This window comes from Pseudomonas sp. NPDC089569 (genome assembly GCF_050280625.1).
In the GTDB taxonomy this organism is placed as follows: domain Bacteria; phylum Pseudomonadota; class Gammaproteobacteria; order Pseudomonadales; family Pseudomonadaceae; genus Aquipseudomonas.
This window is the reverse complement of sequence record NZ_JBNNVQ010000061.1, coordinates 13,000-34,906: the sequence shown is the minus strand read 5'-3', so window position 1 is coordinate 34,906 and position 21,907 is coordinate 13,000. Positions and strand designations below refer to the sequence as shown.

The following is a 21,907-nucleotide window of genomic DNA, read 5'->3' as shown; positions in this document are numbered from 1 at the left end:
GCGATGAAAAACCTGCACAGCCAGAAGGCCTGACTCTTACCCGAGGGGAAACACCATGGGATTCAATTGCGGCATCGTCGGCCTGCCTAACGTCGGCAAATCCACTCTGTTCAACGCCCTGACCAAATCCGGTATCGCGGCCGAAAACTTCCCCTTCTGCACCATCGAACCCAACAGCGGTATCGTGCCGATGCCGGATTCGCGCCTGGATGCCCTGGCAGCCATCGTCAATCCGAAGCGCATCCTGCCGACCACCATGGAGTTCGTCGACATTGCAGGCCTGGTAGCCGGTGCCTCGAAAGGTGAAGGCCTGGGTAACAAATTCCTGGCCAACATCCGTGAAACCGATGCCATCGCCCACGTGGTCCGCTGCTTCGAAGACGAGAACGTAATTCACGTCTCCAACAGCGTCGACCCGAAACGCGATATCGAAATCATCGACCTCGAACTGATCTTCGCCGACCTCGAAAGCTGCGAAAAGCAACTGCAGAAGGTTGCGCGCAACGCCAAGGGCGGCGACAAGGACGCCGTGGCCCAGAAGGCGCTGCTGGAGCAATTGATCGCTCACTTCACTGATGGCAAGCCTGCGCGCAGCCTGATGAAGAACATGAGTGTCGATGAAAAACTGGTGATCAAGGGCTTCCACCTGCTGACCACCAAACCGGTCATGTACATCGCCAACGTTGCTGAAGACGGTTTCGAAAACAACCCGCACCTGGACGTGGTCAAGGCCATCGCCGAAGAAGAAGGCGCCGTGGTTGTGCCGGTCTGCAACAAGATCGAAGCGGAAATCGCCGAGCTGGAAGAAGGCGAAGAAAAGGACATGTTCCTGGAGGCCCTGGGCCTGGAAGAGCCTGGCCTGAACCGCGTGATCCGCGCCGGTTATGATCTGCTGCACCTGCAGACCTACTTCACCGCTGGCGTGGAAGAAGTACGCGCCTGGACCGTCCGCGTCGGTGCCACCGCACCACAAGCCGCTGGCGTGATCCACACCGACTTCGAAAAAGGCTTCATCCGTGCCGAAGTGATCGCCTACAACGACTTCATTCAGTACAAGGGTGAAGCCGGTACCAAGGAAGCCGGTAAGTGGCGTCTGGAAGGCAAGGACTACATCGTTAAAGATGGCGACGTGATGCACTTCCGCTTCAACGTCTAACGTTATAGAGAGCGAAGCACCCGCCCAAGAAAAAGCCGCGTTTGATACGCGGCTTTTTTGTGCCTGATGAAACCCCATTCTGTAGGAGCCAGGCTTGCCGGCGAAGGCGTTTTCAATGGCGCCGCACGACGTGATGTCGTCTTCGCCGGCAAGCCTGGCTCCTACAGAATTTCTTTCAGGCCTTTTTGGTACGCGGCAGGAAAATCGCCAGCACACCGAGCAACGGCAGGAACGAACACAGCAGGTACACGTGTTCGATGCCGTGGATATCCGCCAGGTGCCCCAACAGCGCCGCGCCAATACCGCCAAAGCCGAACATCAGGCCGAAGAACACACCGGCGATCATCCCCACATTGCCCGGCACCAGTTCTTGCGCGTACACCACAATAGCCGAGAAGGCCGAGGCCAGGATGAAGCCGATGACCACGCTGAGGATGCTGGTCCAGAAAAGATCGACGTGGGGCAGGATCAAGGTGAACGGTGCAACACCCAGAATGGAGAACCAGATCACAGCCTTACGCCCGATTTTGTCGCCAATCGGTCCGCCGAAAAAGGTTCCCGCCGCAACCGCGCCGAGAAACAGGAACAGATGCAACTGCGAACTGGCCACCGACAGGTCGAACTTCTCAATCAGGTAGAAGGTGAAGTAACTGGTGAAACTCGCCATGTAGAAATATTTGGAGAACACCAGCAACCCGAGCACGATCAGCGCACTGATCACCCGCCCCTTGGACAAGCCATGTGTCGCCGCCTGGCCTTGCTTGAGTTTGAACAGGTTCAAGTGATTGGCGTACCAGCGACTGATCCGGTACAGCACGAACAGCATGAACACCGCGAACAGGCCGAACCAGGCCACGTGCCCTTGACCGAAAGGAATGATGATCGCTGCCGCCAGCAAGGGGCCAAAGGCCGAGCCCGCGTTGCCGCCGACCTGAAAGGTCGATTGTGCCAGGCCGAAGCGCCCGCCCGACGCCAGGCGTGCCACGCGAGAAGCTTCCGGGTGAAAGGTCGATGAGCCGATGCCGATCAGTCCCGCCGCCAGCAGGATCAGCGCAAAGCTGCTCACCACCGACATCATCAGGATTCCGATCAGGGTGCACACCGTGCCGGCGGGTAACAGCCACGCCTTGGGATGGCGGTCGGTGTGGTAGCCCACCCATGGCTGCAATAGCGAGGCCGTCAGTTGAAAGGTCAGCGTGATCAGGCCGACCTGGGTGAACGTCAGGCCATAGCTGGCCTTGAGCATGGGATAGATCGAAGGCAGCACCGATTGAATCAGGTCATTGATCAAGTGCGCCAGCGCTACGGCACCGATGATACGCATGACCAACGGGCTGCTTTGTGACGAGGCAGGCGCCGTTGTAGTGGCGGACTGAGCGTTGCTGATAGCCATTGGGTTTTCCGGACAACAGGTAAGTGCACACGGGCAGGTGCGCCAATGTGCCATTTTTCAGTGCGCCAGCGCTATCCCCTTAGCCTGCTAACGACTTCGACGCTCATCGCCTCGCGGTGATAGCCCATAGCCATGGTCTGAATCTTGCCTTGCTTATCCGCTTCAACGCGGCCCCTTACAAAGGGGACCGAGAATGGGAAGTTTCGCTACAGCGTCGGCCTACACAGCGGACGCGGTGCACTTCCGAGGCCTTTTAACGGGCACAGGTCGGGGTCACAAGCAACCCGATGCACGCCAAAGGTGCGTGGTGTCCAGAGGAGTCATGGGGCATGCAGGCTTTTTTATCACCGGGGATCGGATTGCTGGGCCGTTTTGGCTTCGCGCGCAAATTCCAGCTGTTGTTCCTACTGTTTATCCTGCCGCTGGCGGGCAGTCTGTGGATGATCGGCCTGGATTACCGCGACAAACTGAACCTGATTTCCGGCGAACGCGCCGGCGTTCGCCAACTGCTTGCCCTCGATGCGCTGGACAACCTCCTGGCTGCCCAGCGTGATCGCGCGGCACGTTGGCGCGCGACCGAAACCAATCGCCAGCCAACACCCGCCACCCTCGCCGCCATGGCCGCGTTCGATGCCGTCCAGCCCGCCGTTGCCCAGGCTGCATCGGACCTTAACGAAGTCCTGCATAAAGAAGGCGCCGAGGGCGAAACCCTGACCCGCTACCAGACGCTGAAAAATGCCCTTGATGGGCTGGACTCCAAGAGCCTTGCCGGCGTCGGCTGGTGGCCGGACGGCTATGACCGTTTCACCAATGCCTTGAGCGCCCTGCAAGCCTTGCGCGAACAGATCGCCATGGACAATCGCCTGACGCTGGCACCGTGGCTGGAAACCTGGCTGCTGACACAGATCTCCACCCAACACGCACCGGACCTGATCGAGCGGGTTGGCCGCCTGGCCAGCGTCGGGCAGGCGTCTGTCGTGTCCGGGCAATTCACCTTGCAAAGCCGCCTGCAACTTCGCGACTTGCGCAGTCGTATCGGTGATGCCCGGGACCAGTTGGTGAAAACAGCCGGCCTGCTCGAAGCGCGACTACCCAATGCGCTGCAAGCCTGGGCCGGGCAGTATCACGACAGTCTCAAGCGTCTCGATGCGGGCCTGAAGGTCATCGATGATGGCGTGTTCGGCGGCAGCATCAACCTCAAGCCGCAAGACTTCGAGCGCAGCCTGGATGACCTGCTCTCGGACCTTGCCACGCTGCGCCAGCAGTCGCTGGTGTCGCTGGACCAGCGCCTGGATGACTACCATGGCTCGGCGATTCGCCAGTTCATGCTCGTGGCCAGTGTGTTTGGCTGCCTGTTGCTGGTCGCGTTGTATCTGTTTGTCTGTCTGCAGGCATCGATCCGCCGCAGCGCCAGCGGTATTACCGTGCTGGCCGAAGCCTTGCGCGATGGCAACCTGAGCGTGCAAGTGCCGGTACAGGGTCGGGATGAACTGGCAGCCATCAGCAATGCCCTCAACGTTGCCGTGGTGCAACTGCGCACCAGCCTGCTGGGTGTCGATCACGAAACCCTGCAATTGAGTGACGCTGTGCAATCGCTCAATCATCACTCCAGCGACGCCCTGGGCGAAGTCGAAGCCCAGCAATTGCAGATCAGCCAGATTGCCGCCGCCGCGACGCAACTGGCCGCCACTTCCCAAGGGGTGGCAGAAAGCTGCGAACGGGCCTCCGGCAGCGCCCGGCACACCCAGCGCATCGCCGCCGACAGCAGCCGTGACAGCGTGCGCACGACAGCCAGCATCCAGCAGCTCAATCAGCGCTTGAGCGAAGCGGCTGCGGCATTGGGCCGGGTCAGCGAGCAAGGCCAGCAGATTCAACTGGTGGTCGACACGATTCGCGGTGTGGCCGAGCAGACCAACCTGCTGGCACTCAACGCGGCCATCGAGGCCGCTCGCGCGGGTGAACAGGGTCGCGGTTTCGCGGTGGTGGCCGACGAGGTGCGCAGCCTGTCGCAACGCACCCAGTCCTCGACCGCGCAGATCGCCGGCACGGTCGACAGCTTGCGCAACACCGTGAACGAAGCGGTCAGCCTGATGGAGTCCGCCTGCGGCCAGGCACAGTCCGACGCACAGGCCGTGACCGGCCTCGGCGAGCGTCTGGGGGAAATCGCCAGTGCGGTACAGGGCGTCAGCGACACGCTGGCGCAGATTGCCACGGCGGTCGACGAGCAAGCGAACACCGCCGACGAAGTCAGTGGCAACATCCAGCAAGTCGATCAGGCGGCGCTCCGTTTGCTCGAAGGCGCACGAGCAGTGAACCAGGCTGCCGATACCTTGAGCCTGGGCAGCAAGGCGTTGAGCAATAACACCGGACGGTTCCGCTTGAGCTGAAGCCGCGTGCCCAGGGGCGGTGAGCGCGGCGTTTCAGACGCCGATCACCGCCTCGGGGAAATCCCGTTCCAGCTCGGACTTCAGCCACTCGATGAACCACGCCACGTCCGCTGACAATTCGGCCGATGGCGTCAGCACTCGATAACTTTCCAGCTTCACTTGCGCATCCACCGCGCGCACCAGCTTGCCGGCATCGAGCTCATTGCGCACCAGCACTTCGTTGGCCAACGCGATACCTTGCCCGCTTTCGGCCACCGACAGCGCGTGGTCGTTGTTGACGTAGAGCATGTCCGAGTTGAGATGGATATCCAGGTCATGTGCGGCAAACCACAGGTTCCACCACTCACCATCATCGACGTGGATCAGCTCGTGTTTCACCAGATCGGCGGGACTGCTGATCGGATCGATGCTGGCCAGGTAACCGGGCGTGCAAATCGGAAAAACCCGCGGGCAAATCAGCGTTTCGCGCGAGTTGGCGTATTGCCCGTCCAGGCCGTAGACAATCCCCAGATCGGCGCTTTTTCCATCCACCTCGGTGAAGGTGGAGTTGGGTTCGATGGCGAACTTCAAACCCGGACGCAAATGCCGCATGGCCTCGATACGGGGCATCAGCCAGCGCTTGGCGAACCCCGGCACCACCATGATCCGCAGCCAGCGCTCGGCATGCCTGGGTTGCACGTCCTTGCCGGCCTCGACGATCAGTTGCAAGGCCGCTGCAATCTTGCGGTGGTACTTCTCTCCCGCCACCGTCAGGTTGACCCCGCGAGAGGTGCGCTCGAACAACTGGATACCCAGCCAATCCTCCAGCAGCTTCACATGGCGGCCGATGGCGGGCTGGGTCACGTGCAAGGCTTTCGAGGCTTCGACATAGCTACCCAACCTGGCGGCGGCATCAAAGGCACGCACTGCATTGAGCGGCGGCAAACGGTGATCAGGCATGATTCCGGACACCTACGGCTATTAAATTATTTAACAGTCTCTATGTTTAAATTGAAGTTTCGCTCCCCGCAACCCCTCACTGATAATCGCCCCACAGCAGAACAATAAAACAGCTGGTTTGACCCCAAAACGCATCTCGATCCTGCCCAAGAAAAATAAATATCCATGGCCCGACGGCGTCGCAGATTCCGGCGAAACCGCAGGCGATGGGGGAATCGGAGGTAACGCATGAATGCTGTGCATTCGCTGCAAACGCTGGCGGTGTCCATCCGCTCAGTGCGCAAAGTCTACGGTGATCCACACACCGGCCCCGTAGCGCTCAAAAGCATCGACCTGGATATTCGCGACAACGAATTCTTCACCCTTCTCGGTCCGTCCGGCTGCGGTAAAACCACGCTCTTGCGCATGATCGCCGGGTTCGAATTTCCCACCGAAGGCGAGATTCTGCTCTACGGCGAAAACATCGCCGACCGCCCGCCCTTCCAGCGCCCGGTCAACACGGTGTTTCAGCATTACGCACTGTTCCCGCACATGACCATCGCCGAGAACCTGGCTTTCGGCCTGGAATCGCACCCGATGGGCAAAGTGCTGGGCAAGGCGCAAATGGCCGACCGAGTGCGCGAAATGCTCGCCCTGGTGCAGATGGAACGCTTCGCCAATCGCAAGCCGACGCAATTGTCCGGTGGGCAGCAACAGCGCGTCGCCCTGGCCCGGGCCCTGGCGCCACACCCCAAGGTATTGCTGCTCGACGAACCGCTCTCGGCACTGGATCTCAAGCTGCGCCAGGCCATGCGCGAAGAGCTGAAGACCATTCAGGCCAAGACTGGCATCACCTTCATCTTCGTCACTCACGATCAGGAAGAAGCCCTGACCATGTCCGACCGCATCGCCGTGTTGTCCGAGGGCGAAGTGCAGCAGGTCGGCCGGCCGGAAGACATCTACGAACGCCCGCGCAATCGCTTTGTGGCGGACTTCATCGGCGAAACCAACCTCATCGAAGGCACCGTCACCCGGGTCGAGGACGGCACGGCCTGGTTCGCCGGGCCGGCCGGTCATCCGCTTCCGGCACTGCCTTGCGACGATGTTGCAGTCGGCACCACCGTCGCCTTGTCGGTGCGCCCGGAGCGCCTGCACCTGGTTCCCGCCGACACCGAGAACGCCTTGCCGTGCCGGGTCGAAACACAGATCTACCTCGGCACCGACCTGCAATATCAAGTCAGCCTGAGCGACGGCTCGCGCCTCACCGTGCGCACACCCAACAGTCTCGACCGCAGCCTGCGCTTCGCCACGGGCAGTCAGGCCGGCCTGCTGTTCGAACGCGCCAGTGTCAGCGTCCTGCACGATTGAGCACGAGGAGTTGCCATGTCCGCTTTACCGATCACCCAGACACTGGAACGCCGTCGAGCCTTCCAGAACTTCCTCGGCGTCAGTCCGGCGCTGACCGCCATCGGCCTGTTTCTGATCGTGCCGATCCTGATCGTCATCGGCTATTCGCTGATGGAGGCCAACCCCTACGGCGGGGTGAACAAGGTGTTCAGCAGCGACGCCTACACCTCGTTGCTGTTCGAACGTCAACTGGACGACAGCCTGGCCTTCGCCGACTCCTACCTGATCATCGCCCTGCGCTCCATCGGCATCGCCGCGCTGACGACCGTCGTGACGCTGCTGATCGGATTTCCGGTGGCGGTATGGCTGGCCATGCAACCGCCACACCGCCGTGGCTTGCTGATCTTTCTGATCACCGTGCCGTTCTGGGCCAACCTGTTGATCCGCACCTATGCCTGGATCCTGCTGCTGCGTAACTCCGGGGTGATCAACAACAGCCTGATGGGCCTGGGCGTCATCGATCAACCGTTGCCACTGCTGTATACCGACGGCGCGGTGTTGCTGGGGCTGGTCTACACCTACGCGCCCTTCGTCGTGCTGCCGATCTACGCCACCCTGGAAAGGATGGACATCCGCTTGCTGGAAGCCGCCCAGGACCTTTATGCCGGTCGTGTTCGTACGTTGCGCAAGGTGGTTTTGCCCATCGCCAAACCAGGCATTCTGGCCGGCGCCATCCTCACCTTCGTGCCTTGCCTGGGGGCCATGATCGCCCCGGAGCTGCTGGGCGGCGGCACGAAGATGATGCTGGGCAACCTGATCTTCCGGCAGTTCAGCGATGCCCGTAACTGGCCTTTCGGCGCGGCACTTTCGCTGGTGTTGATGACGGCAGTCATGCTGGTACTGACGGTCTACGCCCTGCGTGCCGAGCGCCAGCGCATCGCCAAAGGAGGTGTGTGATGATCGGCCCATTCAAACGCAAAGGCCTGGGCGTACAGGACTTCCCGGGGTTCGGCGGCTTCAGTTTCCTGTTCTACCTGTACCTCTACGCACCGATCGTGGTGCTGGTGGTGTACTCGTTCAACGCCAATCAATCGGCAACGGTATGGACCGGTTTCAGCCTCGATTGGTATCGGGCGGCCTTCGCCAACCAGGCCCTGCGCCAGGCGGCCGGCAACAGCCTGTTGATCGCCGTTTGCGCCAGCATGATCGCCACGGTCATTGCCACCCTCGCCGCCCTCGGCACTTCACGGGGAGCAAAATTCAAGGGGCTGCAGTTGTCCATGGGCGCAATCATGTTGCCTTTGGTCCTGCCGGAAATCGTGGTCGGTGTCGCCACCCTCGCACTGTTCTCCACCATTGGCCTGTCCCTGGGCTACGGCAATCTGATCATCGCCCATACGGTGTTCTGCATTCCCTTCGCCTTCCTGCCGATCCGCGCCCGGCTGAACGATATGGACCTGTCTCTGGAGCAAGCCTCGGCCGACCTGTACGCCGGACCATGGCGGACCTTCCGCAAGGTCACCCTGCCGCTGCTGATGCCGGGGATTTTCTCCGGGTTGATGCTGGCCTTCATCGTGTCCCTGGATAACTTCGTGATCTCGATGATGGTCTCCCAGGCGGGCACCACCACCTTGCCGATCTTCATCTTCGGCCTGTTACGCATGGGTGTGACACCCGATGTCAACGCCGTGTCGAGCCTGATCCTGGGCGTCTCGGTGCTGTTCGTCAGTCTCTCTTACCTGTTGGGCAAAAAGAACGCCTGATCTTTCCAAGTACTGTGGGGAAATAGCATGAGCAAGTTGATTGCAAGCATCGGCACCTCGTTGTTCCTGACATTGCCACTGGCTATGGCCGGTAGCGCTCAGGCCGCGGAAAAACTCAATGTGGTGAGCTGGAGCGGCTACTTTTCGCCGGAGATTCTCGCCAAGTTCCAGAAGCAGACCGGCATCGAAGTCACCGTCGACTCCTACGACTCCAACGAAACCCTGCTGGCCAAATTGAAACAGGGCGGCGCGGGTTATGACGTGGCGATTCCCTCGCATCAGTTCATCCCCATCCTGATCAAGGAAAAGCTGCTCGAGCGCTTCGACCCGGTCAATGAGCCCTACTACGCCGGTATCGTCGACAACCTGAAAAAACCGACGTGGGACCCGGAGGGCGCCTATTCCGTGCCATTCATCTGGGGCACCACCAGCGTGGTGCTCGATACCGGGCGCTACAAAGGCCCTGCCGACAGCTACAAGGTGCTTTATGAGCCGCCAGCCGAGCTGCAGGGACGAATCAACATGTTCGATTCGGTCAGCGACATGGTCGACATGGCCAGCCTGTACCTGAACATCCCGCTGTGCAGTGAAGACCCGAAACAGATGCAGCAGGTGCTGACCCTGCTCAAGGCGCAGAAGCCGTTCGTCAAAACCTACAGCTCAAAGGCTGGCTCGATCCGCGAAAACCTCGCCTCGGGCGAAATCGACATGTCGACGTTCTGGGGTGGCTCGTCGATGCGCGCGCGGGAAATGAAACCGAGCCTGAAATACCTGTACCCGAAAGAAGGCGTGCTGGCCTGGGTCGACAACATGGTGATCCCGACGGGCAGCAAGAACCCGGCCAATGCCAAGGCGTTCATCGCATTCCTCAGCCAGCCTGAAAACGCCGCGATGACCCAGAACTTCCTCAAGCACCAGAGCCCGATCAAAGGGGTGGAACCCTTCCTTGATGCAAACCTCAAGGACGCCCCGGAGCTGCACATTCCCGAGGGCACTCAGGTGGTGTTCAGCAAGACCTGCGGCGAAGGCGCGATCCGCCTGTCCGACCGTCTCTGGACCAGCCTGATGCGTTGACACCTGTCGCCCCGGCGTCATGACGGGGCGTTTCTCCAGCCGTCTCAAAGGCAGCGTTGCAATGAACACTAACAACATCAGCGAACTGGTCCTGCTGCAGGCCCATGAACTCGCCGAACGCATCCGCCTGCGCCAGGTATCCTGCCGGGAAGTGATGCAGACTTATCTTGCCCATATCGAACGCTACAACCCCAAGGTCAATGCGCTGGTCAGCCTGCAAGATCCGCAGGACCTGCTGGCCCAGGCCGATCTGCGCGATGCGCAACTGGCGCGTGGCCAATACCTGGGCTGGATGCACGGCCTGCCCCACGCCATCAAGGACCTGTCGCTGACCCAAGGCATCCGCACCACGCTGGGTTCGCCGCTGTACAAGGATTTTGTCCCCGAACGCGACGGCATCATGGTGGAGCGGATCAAGGCGGCCGGCGCGATCATCATCGGCAAGAGCAACACCCCGGAGTTCGGTCTCGGCTCGCAAAGCTATAACCCGTTGTTCGGTGCCACCGGTTGCGCCTATGACCCGAGCAAGACCGCCGGCGGCAGCAGTGGCGGCGCCGCGGCAGCACTGGCCATGCACCTGGTGCCGGTGGCCGATGGCAGCGACATGATGGGCTCGCTGCGCAATCCGGCAGCCTTCAACAATATCTTTGGCTTCCGCCCGTCCCAGGGTCGTGTGCCTTTCGATGACAGTGCCGATCTGTTTATCGACCAACTCGGCTATGAGGGCCCGATGGCCCGCAGCGTGCGTGACGCTGCCTTGCTGCTGTCGGTACAGGCCGGTGCCGATGCCCGGGCCCCGTTGTCCATTGCCGAGTCCGGCTGCGCGTTCGCCGCCCCGCTGGATCGCGACTTCAAAGGCACGCGCCTGGGCTGGCTCGGTGATTTCAACGGCTACCTGCCAATGGAAAAAGGCATCGTGCAGCTGTGCGAAAAAGCCTTTGCCGATTTCGAAAGCCTGGGTTGCCATGTCGAACCGGCTGAAGCCGGGTTCGCGCCGCAGCAGTTGTGGAGCAGTTGGCGAACCTTGCGCCACTGGATGGTCGCCGGTTCCCTGGGTGCCACCTACGCCGACCCGCAAAAGCGCGCGTTGTTGAAACCCGAAGCCTGCTGGGAAATCGAAAACGGCCTGAAACTTTCGGCCAGTGACGTGTTTAGCGCGTCGGTCGCACGCAGCGACTGGTACCGGGCAATTTCCAGGTTGTTCGAACGATACGACTACCTGCTGTTGCCCAGCGCCCAGGTATTCCCCTTCGACAAGACCCAGCCGTGGCCGGGCTCGATCGAAGGAGTGACCATGGACACCTACCACCGCTGGATGGAGGTGGTGATTCCCGCCACCCTGTCGGGTTGTCCGGTGGCCAACGTCCAGGTGGGTTTCAATCAGAACGGTTTGCCCATGGGCCTGCAAATCATCGGCAAACACCAGGCCGACTTCGCTGTCCTGCAATTGGCCCACGCCTATGAACAGGCCAGTCGCTGGTTCCAGCGCTGCCCTTCACCGCTGCTTAAAGATGAGATTTTGATAAACGGTTGAAAGCGCAGAAAAAATTTTTAGATTTATGCTTGACGCATGTCCATTACCGGTGAATAATGCGCGCCACTTGGCTACATAGCTCAGTTGGTTAGAGCATAGCATTCATAATGCTGGGGTCCGGGGTTCAAGTCCCTGTGTAGCCACCAAGTACTAAAAACGGCTTACCGCAAGGTAAGCCGTTTTTTTATGCCTGCAGAATTTAGCATGCTCGCGATGGACGACAGGACACCGCGGGGCATCAGGCAACCAGCGCTATCGTTAACGACCATCGCGAGCATGCTCGCTCCTACAACGTCGGCAACGCGGACAACGCCCGCTCCCAAATCTGCCAGGTTCGCAACCAGACCATGGCCTGCCAGTCACTGTCGGCCGGATAGAACTGCTCCAGCAGGTTCAGTTTGATTTCGCGCCCCACCGCGTCGCTCGGATTGCCGTGCAGATGCAGCCAATGGTCATCGCGCAGATGACGATGCACGTCCGGCCCCGGATATGTCCCGCACTCAATCACAAAGGGCATCAACCGCACTTGCGGCAGCGCATCGATCAGCGCTTGCGAGGTGTAGCCGGTGGCCGTCGCCGCCACACCCGTCTCGCTGACGGTGTCGGCGCCGGTTTGCAGGCTGTAGAGCCATGGACCATAGATCGCCTGTGCATCCGTCAGCGCCGGATACGCCGATTCAGTGATCGTCAGCAACATCGGATGCCCGTATTCGCCGGCCCCCGTGTGCAAGTCGAAACACATCGCGACCTGCGCATGGGCCACATGGTTTTGCACGATCCGGTGCAGCGTGCGGTTCGACCAGCTCGGCGCCAGCCCACCGAAAAACAGGCCATCCGGGTGAGCATGCTGCCCGCCCTCGACAATCGACATCACCGCCGGCCAGCCATGCTGGCGGATCTGTTCGTCAAGCAAGGCATCCGCGCGGTCGCGTTCGGGTCCTTTCAACTGTGTGCAGGCATAGATTTCGTGCAGCGCCTCATACGCCTGGTTGTCTGGCAATGGTTGCTGGAAGTTCAGGTGATTGCGGTTCAGGTCGATGTTGTCTTCGTTGACCCGACGCAACCACGCCATGCCCCAAGGGTTGATCGCGTGGATCATGACCACGGCGACATCCGCCGGCAGAGAACGCCTGCCCAGATCCTGCATCCACTTGATCTGACACCCGGAGCCATAGAAACCCTCAACGCCGTGGGTGCCGCTCAACGCAACCAGCAGCCGTTTGGCACCCGGATCGCCGAGCACCGCCACATCGGTACTCAGCGGCTCGCCGAACGGCCCTTGAAGTGGATGGGGGTACTCGGTCAGCGTTGCGCCAGCGTCAGTCGCTGCGGCAAGAAATTGTTCACGCTGGGCGCGATAGCTCGGCTGGGTTGGAAACTCGGTCTGCATGTCTGCCTCTTGTTGATCTTTTGGCCTGCCTGTTACTGACGACCCTACAGAAAATCCGCGGGTTCATGAAGGGCAAAAACACTTGCACCACCGCCCCCGGTTTGCGTCCCTTGCGGTCGGCCGATACAGTCCATTGATCCTGGACCCAACGGATGGAGTGCCCCGCGTGTTTCCAATCTTCCATTTGAGCCGCTATCGCCTGCCCGCCCTTGCCCTGATCGCCAGCGCCCTGGCACTTGCCGCGTGCAACAACGCTTCGGTGCCGACCCTGCCGCTCGCCCCGGAAAGTGCATCCGGCTTCCGCACCGACCTGCAAACCCGACACGCCGAAAAATATATGGCGGCGGCGGCCAACCCGCTGGCGGCGCAAGCCGGCCGGGAGATGTTGCGCCGAGGCGGCTCGGCCATCGATGCAGCAATTGCGATGCAGGCAGTCCTGACGCTGGTCGAGCCGCAATCGTCGGGCATCGGCGGTGGCGCCTTGATCGTTCTTTGGGACGGTAAAAACGTACGGACTTACGACGGCCGCGAAACCGCGCCGGCCGGTGCCACCGAAAAGCTTTTCCTGCGGGCGGACGGGCAACCGATGGACTTTCCTCAAGCGCAGATCGGCGGGCGCTCAGTGGGCACTCCCGGCGTGCTGCGAGCGCTGGAACTGGCCCATCAGAAACACGGGAAACTGCCTTGGGCGCAACTGTTTGAACCTGCCATCCAGCTTGCCGAACAAGGCTTTGCCATTTCACCTCGATTGCACCAGTTGATCGCCGCGGATTCATCCATGCAACGCTCACCGGAAATGATGGCCTATTTCCGCAATGCCGATGGCAGCCCGAAAGCCGTCGGTACGAACCTGAAGAACCCGGCACTGGCCGCCGTGTTCAAGCGCATTGCCCATGAAGGCCCGGATGCGTTGTACAAAGGGCCTGTCGCCGAGGAAATCGTGGCCAAGGTTCAGGCCCATGCCAACCCCGGAAGCCTGTCGCTGAGCGACCTCGCCAACTATCAGGCCAAGGAGCGCGCGCCACTGTGCACCGACTACAAACGCTGGCAGGTCTGCGGCATGCCGCCACCCTCGTCAGGGGGAATCGCCGTGGCGCAGATCCTCGGCACACTGCAAGCCCTGGAAACGCAGGACAAGCGCCTCGCGCTGGCGCCGCTCAAACCTGTGAAAACCAACGCACCGGCCGGCCTTGAACCTGCCCCTGAAGCCATGCACCTGATTGCCGAAGCCGAACGCCTGGCCTACGCCGACCGCGCTCAATACGTGGCCGATACGGACTTCGTACCGGTGCCCGTCAAGGGACTGGTGGACCCGACCTACCTGGCCGGCCGCGCCGCCCTGATCGGCGAAAACAGCATGGGCACTGCCAGGCCAGGGACGCCTCCGGGCATCGAGGTGGCTTACGCACCGGATCGGTCGCCACTGCGTATTTCAACCTCGCAAGTCGTGGCGGTCGATGACCAGGGTGGCGCCATTTCCATGACCACCACGATCGAATCCGCCTTCGGCTCGCACCTGATGGTTCAAGGCTTCATGCTCAATAACGAAATGACGGATTTTTCCTTCATTCCTGAAGAAAACGGGCGAAAAGTCGCCAACCGCGTAGAGCCGGGCAAGCGCCCACGCTCATCCATGGCGCCCACGCTGATCTTCGATCGCCAGAGCGGCGAATTCGTCGCCAGTATCGGCTCCCCCGGCGGCTCACAGATCATCGAATACGTGGCCAAATCAACCATCGGCCTGCTCGACTGGAACCTCGACGCGCAAGCCGCCATCAACCTGCCCAACTTCGGCAGCCGCAACGGCCCCACCGAACTGGAGCAAGGGCAGTTCAGCCCAGCGCTGATAAAAGCGCTTAAAGACAAAGGCCATAACGTCAGCGAGATCGACATGACCAGCGGCACCCAGGCCGTTGTTCGAGTCAAGGATGCACAGGGCAAAACGTCGCTGGCCGGCGGAGCCGACCCTCGGCGCGAGGGAGAAGCGTTGGGGGATTGAGTCTTGCGCAACATTGAGTAGGGGCTTGCCGGTTGGCAGGCCCCTACTCATGGATGACCTGAAATCAGGCCGGCACACCCAGAATGATATGCGACGCCTTGATCACCGCTGTCGCACTGACACCCGGTGCGAGGCCCAGCTCGGCCACGGCGTCACGGGTGACGATCGAGTAGACCTCGGTGCCGCCGTCGAGCTGGATGACCACTTCGGCGTTCACGGCGCCATCGGTGACACTGGTGACCTTGCCTTCCAGGCAGTTGCGGGCGGAGAGGCGAATGTCGCTGGATTCAGTCATCAGCATGACCCACGGCGCCTTGACCAGTGCGACCGCTTCCTTGCCGACGGCCAGGCCGAGGCTTTTCACGCTTTCCATGGTGACCACCGCCACCAGCTCATTGCCACCGGGCAACTTCAGGGAGATTTCCGCATTGACCGCCCCGGATTGCACCTGGCTGATGGTGCCCTTGAATACGTTACGCGCGCTGACCTTCATGACTTTGTAGCCTCCAATGGTTATTTTTGTATACAAGTTACAACATCATTCTGCCTGAGTGGGCATGGCGCAATGTCGCACCCGTTCATCGACTGATTTTCAGCGCCTCTCGAGCCCGATGTTTTTCCAGGGCCAGTTCGATCAGCCGCGTGACCAGTTCACTGTAGGTCATTCCTGCGGCTTGCCACAGTTTTGGGTACATGCTGATGCGGGTAAAGCCCGGCAGGGAATTGATTTCGTTGATCAGCACCTCACCGCTGTCGGTCAAGAACACATCGACCCGCGCCAACCCGGAACAACCCAGCACCTGAAATGCCTCGACGGCCATGGCACGGATACGCTCGCTGGCCTCGACGCTGATACTGGCAGGCACCACCACTTCAGCGGCCTTGTCGTCGATGTATTTGCTTTCGTAGGAGTAAAACTCGCTGTGCACCACGATCTCGCCGCAACCGCTTGCGATAGCATCGTCATTGCCGAGCACTGCGCACTCGATCTCGCGGCCGCTGACGGCGGATTCCACCAGCACCTTGTCATCGAAGCTCAGCGCCAGCTCCACCGCCGCCCGGTATTGGGCTTCATCCACGACCTTGCTGACGCCTACGGAGGATCCCTGGTTCGCCGGTTTGACGAACAATGGCAAACCCAATTTGCCCACCACGTCGGTGAATCCATTGCGCGCTGCAGTCGCACGGGTCAAGGTCACGAACGGCGTGACGGCCAGCCCGGCATCGCGCAGCAGGCGTTTACTGATGTCCTTGTCCATGCAAATCGCCGATCCGAGCACGTCGGAGCCGACAAAGGGCAGATCAGCCATGCGCAACAGGCCTTGCAGGCAGCCATCCTCACCGAGGGTGCCGTGGACAATCGGGAAAACCACATCGACATGCCCCAACAATTCCTGGCTGGAGGTTTCCACCAGTTGCTGGTTGGCTTTGCCCGGAACGACCGCCAACTCGCGGTTGGACTGATTGAGGGCGATCAACGAAGGGTTTTCCTGGTTCAGCAGGAAATTCGAAGGGTCGTTGAGGTGCCACTGCCCCTGTTTATCGATACCGATCAGCAGCGGTTCGAAACGCGAACGGTCCAGCGCGTCGACGATGTTCCTTGCCGATTGCAGCGACACTTCATGCTCTGCCGAGCGGCCGCCGAAGATAATTCCTACACGCAGTTTGCTCATTGCCAGACCTCGATGTGAATGTGCCTACTACTCGAACTTAATCAACCTTAGGGTTGCAACGTCTTGCCGTCCACTGGCTCGCCTATGGTCAGAAAATGGCCGCCGGCAACATGGTGCAAAGTGCGCAACGCATCCTGCCCTTCAAAGTGCCAGCGCCCGTCACTGAACACGCGCTCGTCGGCCTGGGCGGCAATCACTTCTGCCAGGAACAGGTCATATTGTTGATGATTGTTCGGTTCCGGCAGCAGTCGGCACTCCAGCCACGCCACGCAGCCCTCGAGCATCGGCGCATCGATCAAGCCGGCGTCGAAGGTCGCCAAGCCGTAGATCTGGAACTTGTCGCGCCCCTGCTCCCGGGTCAGCTCCAGACCCGACGTGTTACCGACAGTCTGGACGATATCGGCCTGTGCCACGCAGGGAACATTGAGCACGAAGGTGCCCGAGGCCTCCAGCAATTGGCGGGTCCAGGTGGACTTGTCCAGCACCACGGCGATTTTCGGCGGTTCGAAATCCAGGGGCATGGCCCAAGCCGCCGCCATGATATTGCGCTCGCCGCCATGGGCCGCGCTGACCAGCACGGTCGGCCCGTGATTGAGCAAACGATAGGCTTTGGACAAAGGGACCGGACGGCGGTGGGAAACGCTCATGGTTGTTTGCTCCTTGGAGAAAGGAGCCGATTGTAGCGGGATAAAAAACCCTGAAATGAAAAGATCGCCCATGGCGATCTTTTCCTTGCCTGGTACCGCGCTGGACTCAACTCGACAGCTGACTGGCAAATTGTCCCACTGCATTGACCACTTTCTGCGCACCATCCTGAATCTCGACGATGACGGTGCCCGCTTCCGCCGCGAGCGCCAGCCCCTGTTCGGCCTGAAGCTTGCCGTCGGTCATCAGGGCCACCGCGTTGCGAGCCATGTCCTGGTTCTGACGTACCACCAGTACAATCTCGTCGGTTGCCTGGCTGGTGCGCGAGGCCAGTTGCCGAACTTCGTCGGCCACCACCGCAAAACCGCGTCCCTGCTCGCCGGCACGGGCGGCTTCGATGGCTGCGTTGAGTGCCAGCAGGTTGGTTTGTTCGGCAATGCCACTGATGGTCTTGACGATGGTGCCGATCACCAGTGATTGCTCGTTCAACGCCTCGATACCATCGCCAGCGGTCTGCATGTGCTTGGCGAGGTCGCGCATCACATCCACAGCCTGGGTCACCACGGCGTTGCCACGCTGGGCACTCTGGTCGGTTTGCTGGGAGGTGCTGTAGGCAATGTTCGCCGCCTCGGCTACAGCCTGCTCCTGATTGACCTGATCGGTAATGACCGTGGCGAACTTCACCACTTTGTAGAGTTTGTTGTTGGCATCGACCACCGGGTTGTAGGAAGCCTCCAACCAGACTGTACGCCCATGACTATCGATACGCTTGAAACGGCCCGCCACGTACTCGCCTGCATTCAGGCGGCGCCAGAAATCCTGATACTCGGCACTGTTGGCGTCCTCCGGCCGGCAAAACATGCGGTGATGTTTGCCTTTGATTTGCGCCAGGCTATAGCCCATGCCGGAAAGAAAACGATCGTTGGCTGTCTGTACGTTGCCATCGAGGTCGAACTCGATCACCGCCGTCGAGCGCACCAGCGCTCCGATCAGGTTCTCGTGCTCCCGGGAGGCCTCGATGGTGCGGGTCAGATCGCTGGAGAAGATCGAGAAATGCTTGAGACGGCCATCGGCCGATCGCACGGGCTGCATGATCGAACGCAACCAGGCTTCCTGCCCCGTCCCGCGCAACAGGCGCACGGCACCGGCGCAATGCTCGCCACGGTTCAGTGCATTCTTGAAACGCAGTTGGAATTCGTCGTTCTTCACATGATCAGGCACGATTTCCTCGATGTGCCGACCGAGCAGTTCACTGCTCTTGTAGCGCATTTCATCAAGGAAATTCTGGTTGACCGAGAGAATCCGTCCATCCGTATCGAGAGTCAGCACCAGCATCTCGCTTTCCAGGCTTTCCTTCACTTGCTGAAGGCTGGAAAGTTCTTCACGAAGAGCCGACAGCTCCTGCTTCAAGCGTTTATTGAACATGGGGACGCACCGATGGACTGGATAGAAAACGATATGCAGCCTAACCATCGGCCTTGCGGATTTTTTCTGAAGAGCGCCTGAGCATTGTCCTACAAAAAAATATTACACCGCCTCTACCGCCCCCTTCGCTCAAACGACGCCAGCGGCCGAGCAGTTGGCAATTCTCGGCATGCGCGCACCGAAATACGCTGCGCTGCCGACGCCCACCGCCCCCATCACCGCGCAGAAAATCACACAGATCCAGGGCGTCCAGGGCATCAGACCGATCAACAGCAACGGTGTGATACTCGCCCAGGCCGCGTAGGCAATGTTGTAGGTAAAGGAAATACCCGACACCCGAATACTTGCCGGAAACAGGCTGACCATGACCGACGGCACCGCGCCGACCACCCCGCAAGCGAGCCCGGCCACCGCGTAGGCCAGGCCGATCCAGCCGGCGCCGCTGATCAGGCAGCTGTAGAGCAGGCCAATACCCAGCGGCAGCAGCAGGCTATAAAGCATCACGGTACGCCAGGCGCCGATACGGTCCACCAGCAGCCCGGCCAGCACACAGCCAATGTTCAGAAAAACGATGCCCAGTGCGCTCAGGGCGAACGTGTGGCTGGCGGTCATGCCAAAGGATTTCTGCATCATGGTCGGGGTGATGACCACGAAGACCACCACGGCCGAGGTCAGCACGCAGGTCAGAATCATCGCTGGCAGCATGGCCAGTCGATGCTCACGCAGCACGGCGCGAAGCGGTAATTCGACGGCCTCTTCGCGTCGGGCCTGCATGGCCATGAACACGGGTGTCTCGCTGAGCCAACGACGCAGCCAGACGCCAATCACGCCAAACACACCGCCCAGCAGGAACGGCAAACGCCAGGCGTAATCGAGGATTTCCGTCGGTGTGAAGGCCTGCGCCAGAAAGGTAGCGGTCAATGCGCCGAGCAGGTAGCCGAAGGTCAATCCCGCCTGCAAAAAGCCCAGCGCGTAACCACGATGGCCTGCCGGCGCGTGCTCGGCGACGAATACCCAGGCGCTCGGCACTTCACCGCCCACCGCAGCCCCTTGCAGGACTCGTAGCAGCAACAGCAGCAGGGGTGCGAAATAGCCGATTTGCGCGTAGGTCGGCATGATCCCGATCAGCAGGCACGGCAGCGCCATCATCAGAATGCTCAGGCTGAATACCCGCTTGCGCCCAAGTCGGTCGGCAAAATGCGCCATCAGGATGCCGCCCAGCGGCCGGGCCAGATAACCGGTGACGAAAATCCCGAAGCTTTGCAGCAGTCGCAGCCAGTCAGGCATTTCCGGTGGAAAGAACAGCTGGCTCAAGGTCAGGGCGAAAAACACGAAAATGATGAAATCGTAGATTTCCAGTGCACCGCCGAGGGCGGCGAGCCCCAGGGTTTTATAGTCCGAGCGGCTGAACGGCGCCGGGCGCGTTTCGGTGTTGGCAGTCATGAAAAGAACTCTGGCAGGCAAAAACCAAGGCGCCCATGGTCTACGCAAACGCGCCTGTGAACAACCCGTTAGACCAAAGTCCCATAGCCGCAAAACAGCCCCGCAAAAAAACCACGCTTGATTTACTGTTAGTGCATGTCCAGACGGGCCTGTGCCGCCCCTAGGACCACAACAAACATAAAAATCCGAGGTACTCCCGTGGCCGCCGATATCGAAGATAGCCGCTCCGCCCGCTTTGCCCTGCACTGCTCAAGCTTTGCCGAACGCTGGTTCCCCGACTCCTGGGTGTTTGCCGCCCTGGCGGTGATTATCGTCGCCGTGGCGACCATGGCCATGGGCGCCAAGCCCACCGACGCGGCCATGGCGTTTGGCGATGGCTTCTGGAGCCTGATCCCTTTCACCATGCAAATGGCTTTCGTGGTGATCGGCGGCTATGTGGTCGCCAGCTCGCCGCCTGCCGTAAAGCTGATTGATCGTCTGGCGAAACTACCGAAAAACGGTCGCTCCGCCGTGGCCTGGGTCGCACTGATCTCCATGGTCGCATCGCTGCTGAACTGGGGCTTGTCCCTGGTCTTCGGCGGCTTGCTGGTACGTGCCCTCGCCCGCCGCACCGATCTGAAAATGGACTACCGTGCCGCCGGCGCCGCGGCTTACCTGGGCCTCGGCGCAGTGTGGGCCCTGGGGTTGTCGTCGTCAGCAGCACAGTTGCAGGCCAATCCGGCGAGCCTGCCACCGTCGATTCTGTCGATTACCGGGGTGATTCCATTCACTCAGACGATCTTTCTGTGGCAATCGGGCTTGATGCTGCTGGCGCTGGTGGTGGTTTCGATCATCATTGCCTACGCCACCGCCCCCGGCCCCAATTCGGCGCGAGACGCCAAGGCCTGTGGCGTCGATCCGAGCTTCAACCTGCCCCCGCTGCAACCACGCACCCGCCCCGGCGAGTGGCTGGAACACAGCCCTTTGCTGACGATACTGCTGGTGCTGCTGGCCGCCGGTTGGCTGTTCCATGAGTTCTCGACCAAACCTACGATCAGCGCCATTTCCGGCCTGAACACCTACAACTTCCTGTTCATCATGCTCGGTGCCCTGCTGCACTGGCGCCCGCGCAGCTTTCTCGATGCCGTGGCCCGTGCGGTACCGACCACCACCGGCGTGTTGATCCAGTTCCCCCTGTACGGCTCGATTGCGGCGTTGATGACCACGGTCAAGGGGACCGATGCGCAGACCCTGGCTCACCACATCTCGACCTTCTTCGTCAGCATTGCCTCTCACGACACCTACGCGCTGTTGATGGGCGTGTACTCGGCCATCCTCGGCTTCTTCATCCCGTCCGGCGGCGGCAAGTGGATCATCGAAGCACCCTACGTGATGCAGGTGGCCAACGACCTGAAATACCACCTGGGCTGGGCCGTGCAGATCTACAACGCTGCCGAAGCCCTGCCTAACCTGATCAACCCTTTCTACATGCTGCCGTTGCTCGGCGTGTTGGGGCTGAAGGCGCGGGATCTGATCGGGTTCTCGTTCGTGCAGTTGCTGGTGCACACACCGCTGGTACTGGTGTTGCTATGGGCGCTGGGGTCGACGTTGGCCTATATGCCACCGGTAGTACCCTGACTCTCTGTAGGAGCGAGCAAGCTCGCGATGGTGTCCAACGATTACGCGGGCATCCAGACAGCCCGCGTTTTCGTTAACGACCATCGCGAGCTTGCTCGCTCCTACAATGAAATACCCGTAAGTTTTCAGTTGCCCACTAGACC

General features: G+C 60.6%; 16 protein-coding genes, 1 tRNA gene and 2 pseudogenes. 10 read left to right on the top strand and 9 right to left on the bottom strand.

Translation table 11 applies throughout. The annotated features are described in order from the left end of the window. Positions 1-55 precede the first annotated feature (55 nt). Positions 56-1,156 (top strand): redox-regulated ATPase YchF, encoded by a 1,101-nt coding sequence (gene ychF, locus ACQKP2_RS21150; RefSeq protein ID WP_427579172.1) that lies wholly within the window; start codon positions 56-58, stop codon positions 1,154-1,156. Between the two features lie 175 nt (positions 1,157-1,331). Here the strand turns inward: ychF and ACQKP2_RS21145 are convergent, their stop codons facing one another. Continuing rightward, positions 1,332-2,549 carry an MFS transporter gene (locus ACQKP2_RS21145; RefSeq protein WP_427579171.1) on the bottom strand — a complete coding sequence of 406 codons (1,218 nt, stop codon included), beginning with the start codon at positions 2,547-2,549 and terminating at the stop codon, positions 1,332-1,334. Positions 2,550-2,878: 329 nt separating this feature from the next. On the opposite strand from ACQKP2_RS21145, the gene ACQKP2_RS21140 reads away from it, so the two are divergent. Continuing rightward, on the top strand, positions 2,879-4,936 hold the full coding sequence (locus tag ACQKP2_RS21140; protein ID WP_427579169.1) for a methyl-accepting chemotaxis protein: 2,058 nt from the start codon (positions 2,879-2,881) through the stop codon (positions 4,934-4,936). A 33-nt stretch (positions 4,937-4,969) separates the two neighbouring features. On the opposite strand, the gene ACQKP2_RS21135 is transcribed toward ACQKP2_RS21140, so the two are convergent. Further along, a complete protein-coding gene (locus ACQKP2_RS21135; RefSeq protein WP_427579168.1) occupies positions 4,970-5,875 on the bottom strand; it encodes a LysR substrate-binding domain-containing protein in 906 nt (301 codons plus the stop codon). Positions 5,876-6,103: 228 nt separating this feature from the next. Between ACQKP2_RS21135 and ACQKP2_RS21130 the strand changes: the two genes are divergently transcribed. The 6 genes from ACQKP2_RS21130 to ACQKP2_RS21105 all read left to right on the top strand — a co-directional run bounded on the left by ACQKP2_RS21130 (position 6,104) and on the right by ACQKP2_RS21105 (position 11,718). Then, positions 6,104-7,222 (top strand): ABC transporter ATP-binding protein, encoded by a 1,119-nt coding sequence (locus ACQKP2_RS21130; RefSeq protein WP_427579167.1) that lies wholly within the window; start codon positions 6,104-6,106, stop codon positions 7,220-7,222. 15 nt (positions 7,223-7,237) lie between these two features. Then, positions 7,238-8,158, top strand: coding sequence for an ABC transporter permease (locus ACQKP2_RS21125; protein ID WP_427579166.1), 921 nt, complete (start codon positions 7,238-7,240; stop codon positions 8,156-8,158). After that, a complete protein-coding gene (locus ACQKP2_RS21120; RefSeq protein ID WP_427579164.1) occupies positions 8,158-8,964 on the top strand; it encodes an ABC transporter permease in 807 nt (268 codons plus the stop codon). The genes ACQKP2_RS21125 and ACQKP2_RS21120 overlap by 1 nt, the downstream gene beginning before the upstream one ends. A 27-nt stretch (positions 8,965-8,991) precedes the next feature. After that, positions 8,992-10,038, top strand: a complete 1,047-nt coding sequence (locus tag ACQKP2_RS21115) for an extracellular solute-binding protein (protein WP_427579162.1) — start codon at positions 8,992-8,994, stop codon at positions 10,036-10,038. 61 nt (positions 10,039-10,099) lie between these two features. Then, complete coding sequence (locus ACQKP2_RS21110) at positions 10,100-11,572, top strand: amidase (RefSeq protein WP_427579161.1); 1,473 nt, start codon at positions 10,100-10,102, stop codon at positions 11,570-11,572. 69 nt (positions 11,573-11,641) lie between these two features. Further along, a tRNA-Met gene (locus tag ACQKP2_RS21105) sits at positions 11,642-11,718 on the top strand. 140 nt (positions 11,719-11,858) lie between these two features. Here the strand turns inward: ACQKP2_RS21105 and ACQKP2_RS21100 are convergent. Beyond that, positions 11,859-12,962, bottom strand: a complete 1,104-nt coding sequence (locus ACQKP2_RS21100) for a M14 family metallopeptidase (RefSeq protein ID WP_427579159.1) — start codon at positions 12,960-12,962, stop codon at positions 11,859-11,861. A 166-nt stretch (positions 12,963-13,128) separates the two neighbouring features. On the opposite strand from ACQKP2_RS21100, the gene ggt reads away from it, so the two are divergent. Then, the gene (gene ggt / locus ACQKP2_RS21095) at positions 13,129-14,961 is read left to right on the top strand and encodes a gamma-glutamyltransferase (RefSeq protein WP_427579157.1); all 1,833 of its coding nucleotides are present in this window, start codon (positions 13,129-13,131) and stop codon (positions 14,959-14,961) included. 64 nt (positions 14,962-15,025) lie between these two features. Here ggt and ACQKP2_RS21090 read toward each other — a convergent pair whose 3' ends face one another. The 6 genes and pseudogenes from ACQKP2_RS21090 to ACQKP2_RS21065 all read right to left on the bottom strand — a co-directional run bounded on the left by ACQKP2_RS21090 (position 15,026) and on the right by ACQKP2_RS21065 (position 20,147). Beyond that, positions 15,026-15,454: a TOBE domain-containing protein gene (locus ACQKP2_RS21090; RefSeq protein WP_427579156.1), complete on the bottom strand. Its 429-nt coding sequence runs from the start codon at positions 15,452-15,454 to the stop codon at positions 15,026-15,028. 85 nt (positions 15,455-15,539) lie between these two features. Then, positions 15,540-16,634, bottom strand: coding sequence for a D-alanine--D-alanine ligase (gene ddlA / locus ACQKP2_RS21085; RefSeq protein ID WP_427579155.1), 1,095 nt, complete (start codon positions 16,632-16,634; stop codon positions 15,540-15,542). 47 nt (positions 16,635-16,681) lie between these two features. Then, on the bottom strand, positions 16,682-17,281 hold the full coding sequence (locus ACQKP2_RS21080; RefSeq protein ID WP_427579153.1) for a flavin reductase family protein: 600 nt from the start codon (positions 17,279-17,281) through the stop codon (positions 16,682-16,684). A 106-nt stretch (positions 17,282-17,387) separates the two neighbouring features. Beyond that, a pseudogene (locus tag ACQKP2_RS21075) lies at positions 17,388-17,825 on the bottom strand (methyl-accepting chemotaxis protein); the annotation flags it as partial. Between the two features lie 102 nt (positions 17,826-17,927). Further along, positions 17,928-18,614: pseudogene (locus tag ACQKP2_RS21070) on the bottom strand (PAS domain-containing protein); the annotation flags it as partial. A gap of 219 nt (positions 18,615-18,833) precedes the next feature. Next, positions 18,834-20,147: an MFS transporter gene (locus tag ACQKP2_RS21065; protein ID WP_427579152.1), complete on the bottom strand. Its 1,314-nt coding sequence runs from the start codon at positions 20,145-20,147 to the stop codon at positions 18,834-18,836. 198 nt (positions 20,148-20,345) lie between these two features. Between ACQKP2_RS21065 and ACQKP2_RS21060 the strand changes: the two genes are divergently transcribed. Then, a complete protein-coding gene (locus ACQKP2_RS21060) occupies positions 20,346-21,764 on the top strand; it encodes a short-chain fatty acid transporter (RefSeq protein ID WP_427579150.1) in 1,419 nt (472 codons plus the stop codon). The last annotated feature ends 143 nt before the right edge of the window (positions 21,765-21,907 follow it).

Bases quoted from the DNA above. Each gene is read 5' to 3' on its own strand.
- ACQKP2_RS21090 (WP_427579156.1), bottom strand. From the start codon at position 15,454: ATGAAGGTCAGCGCGCGTAACGTATTCAAGGGCACCATCAGCCAGGTG.
- ACQKP2_RS21110 (WP_427579161.1), top strand. From the start codon at position 10,100: ATGAACACTAACAACATCAGCGAACTGGTCCTGCTGCAGGCCCATGAA.
- ddlA (WP_427579155.1), bottom strand. From the start codon at position 16,634: ATGAGCAAACTGCGTGTAGGAATTATCTTCGGCGGCCGCTCGGCAGAG.
- ACQKP2_RS21080 (WP_427579153.1), bottom strand. From the start codon at position 17,281: ATGAGCGTTTCCCACCGCCGTCCGGTCCCTTTGTCCAAAGCCTATCGT.
- ACQKP2_RS21135 (WP_427579168.1), bottom strand. From the start codon at position 5,875: ATGCCTGATCACCGTTTGCCGCCGCTCAATGCAGTGCGTGCCTTTGAT.
- ACQKP2_RS21120 (WP_427579164.1), top strand. From the start codon at position 8,158: ATGATCGGCCCATTCAAACGCAAAGGCCTGGGCGTACAGGACTTCCCG.
- ACQKP2_RS21125 (WP_427579166.1), top strand. From the start codon at position 7,238: ATGTCCGCTTTACCGATCACCCAGACACTGGAACGCCGTCGAGCCTTC.
- ACQKP2_RS21115 (WP_427579162.1), top strand. From the start codon at position 8,992: ATGAGCAAGTTGATTGCAAGCATCGGCACCTCGTTGTTCCTGACATTG.
- ACQKP2_RS21130 (WP_427579167.1), top strand. From the start codon at position 6,104: ATGAATGCTGTGCATTCGCTGCAAACGCTGGCGGTGTCCATCCGCTCA.
- ACQKP2_RS21100 (WP_427579159.1), bottom strand. From the start codon at position 12,962: ATGCAGACCGAGTTTCCAACCCAGCCGAGCTATCGCGCCCAGCGTGAA.
- ychF (WP_427579172.1), top strand. From the start codon at position 56: ATGGGATTCAATTGCGGCATCGTCGGCCTGCCTAACGTCGGCAAATCC.
- ACQKP2_RS21145 (WP_427579171.1), bottom strand. From the start codon at position 2,549: ATGGCTATCAGCAACGCTCAGTCCGCCACTACAACGGCGCCTGCCTCG.
- ACQKP2_RS21065 (WP_427579152.1), bottom strand. From the start codon at position 20,147: ATGACTGCCAACACCGAAACGCGCCCGGCGCCGTTCAGCCGCTCGGAC.
- ACQKP2_RS21140 (WP_427579169.1), top strand. From the start codon at position 2,879: ATGCAGGCTTTTTTATCACCGGGGATCGGATTGCTGGGCCGTTTTGGC.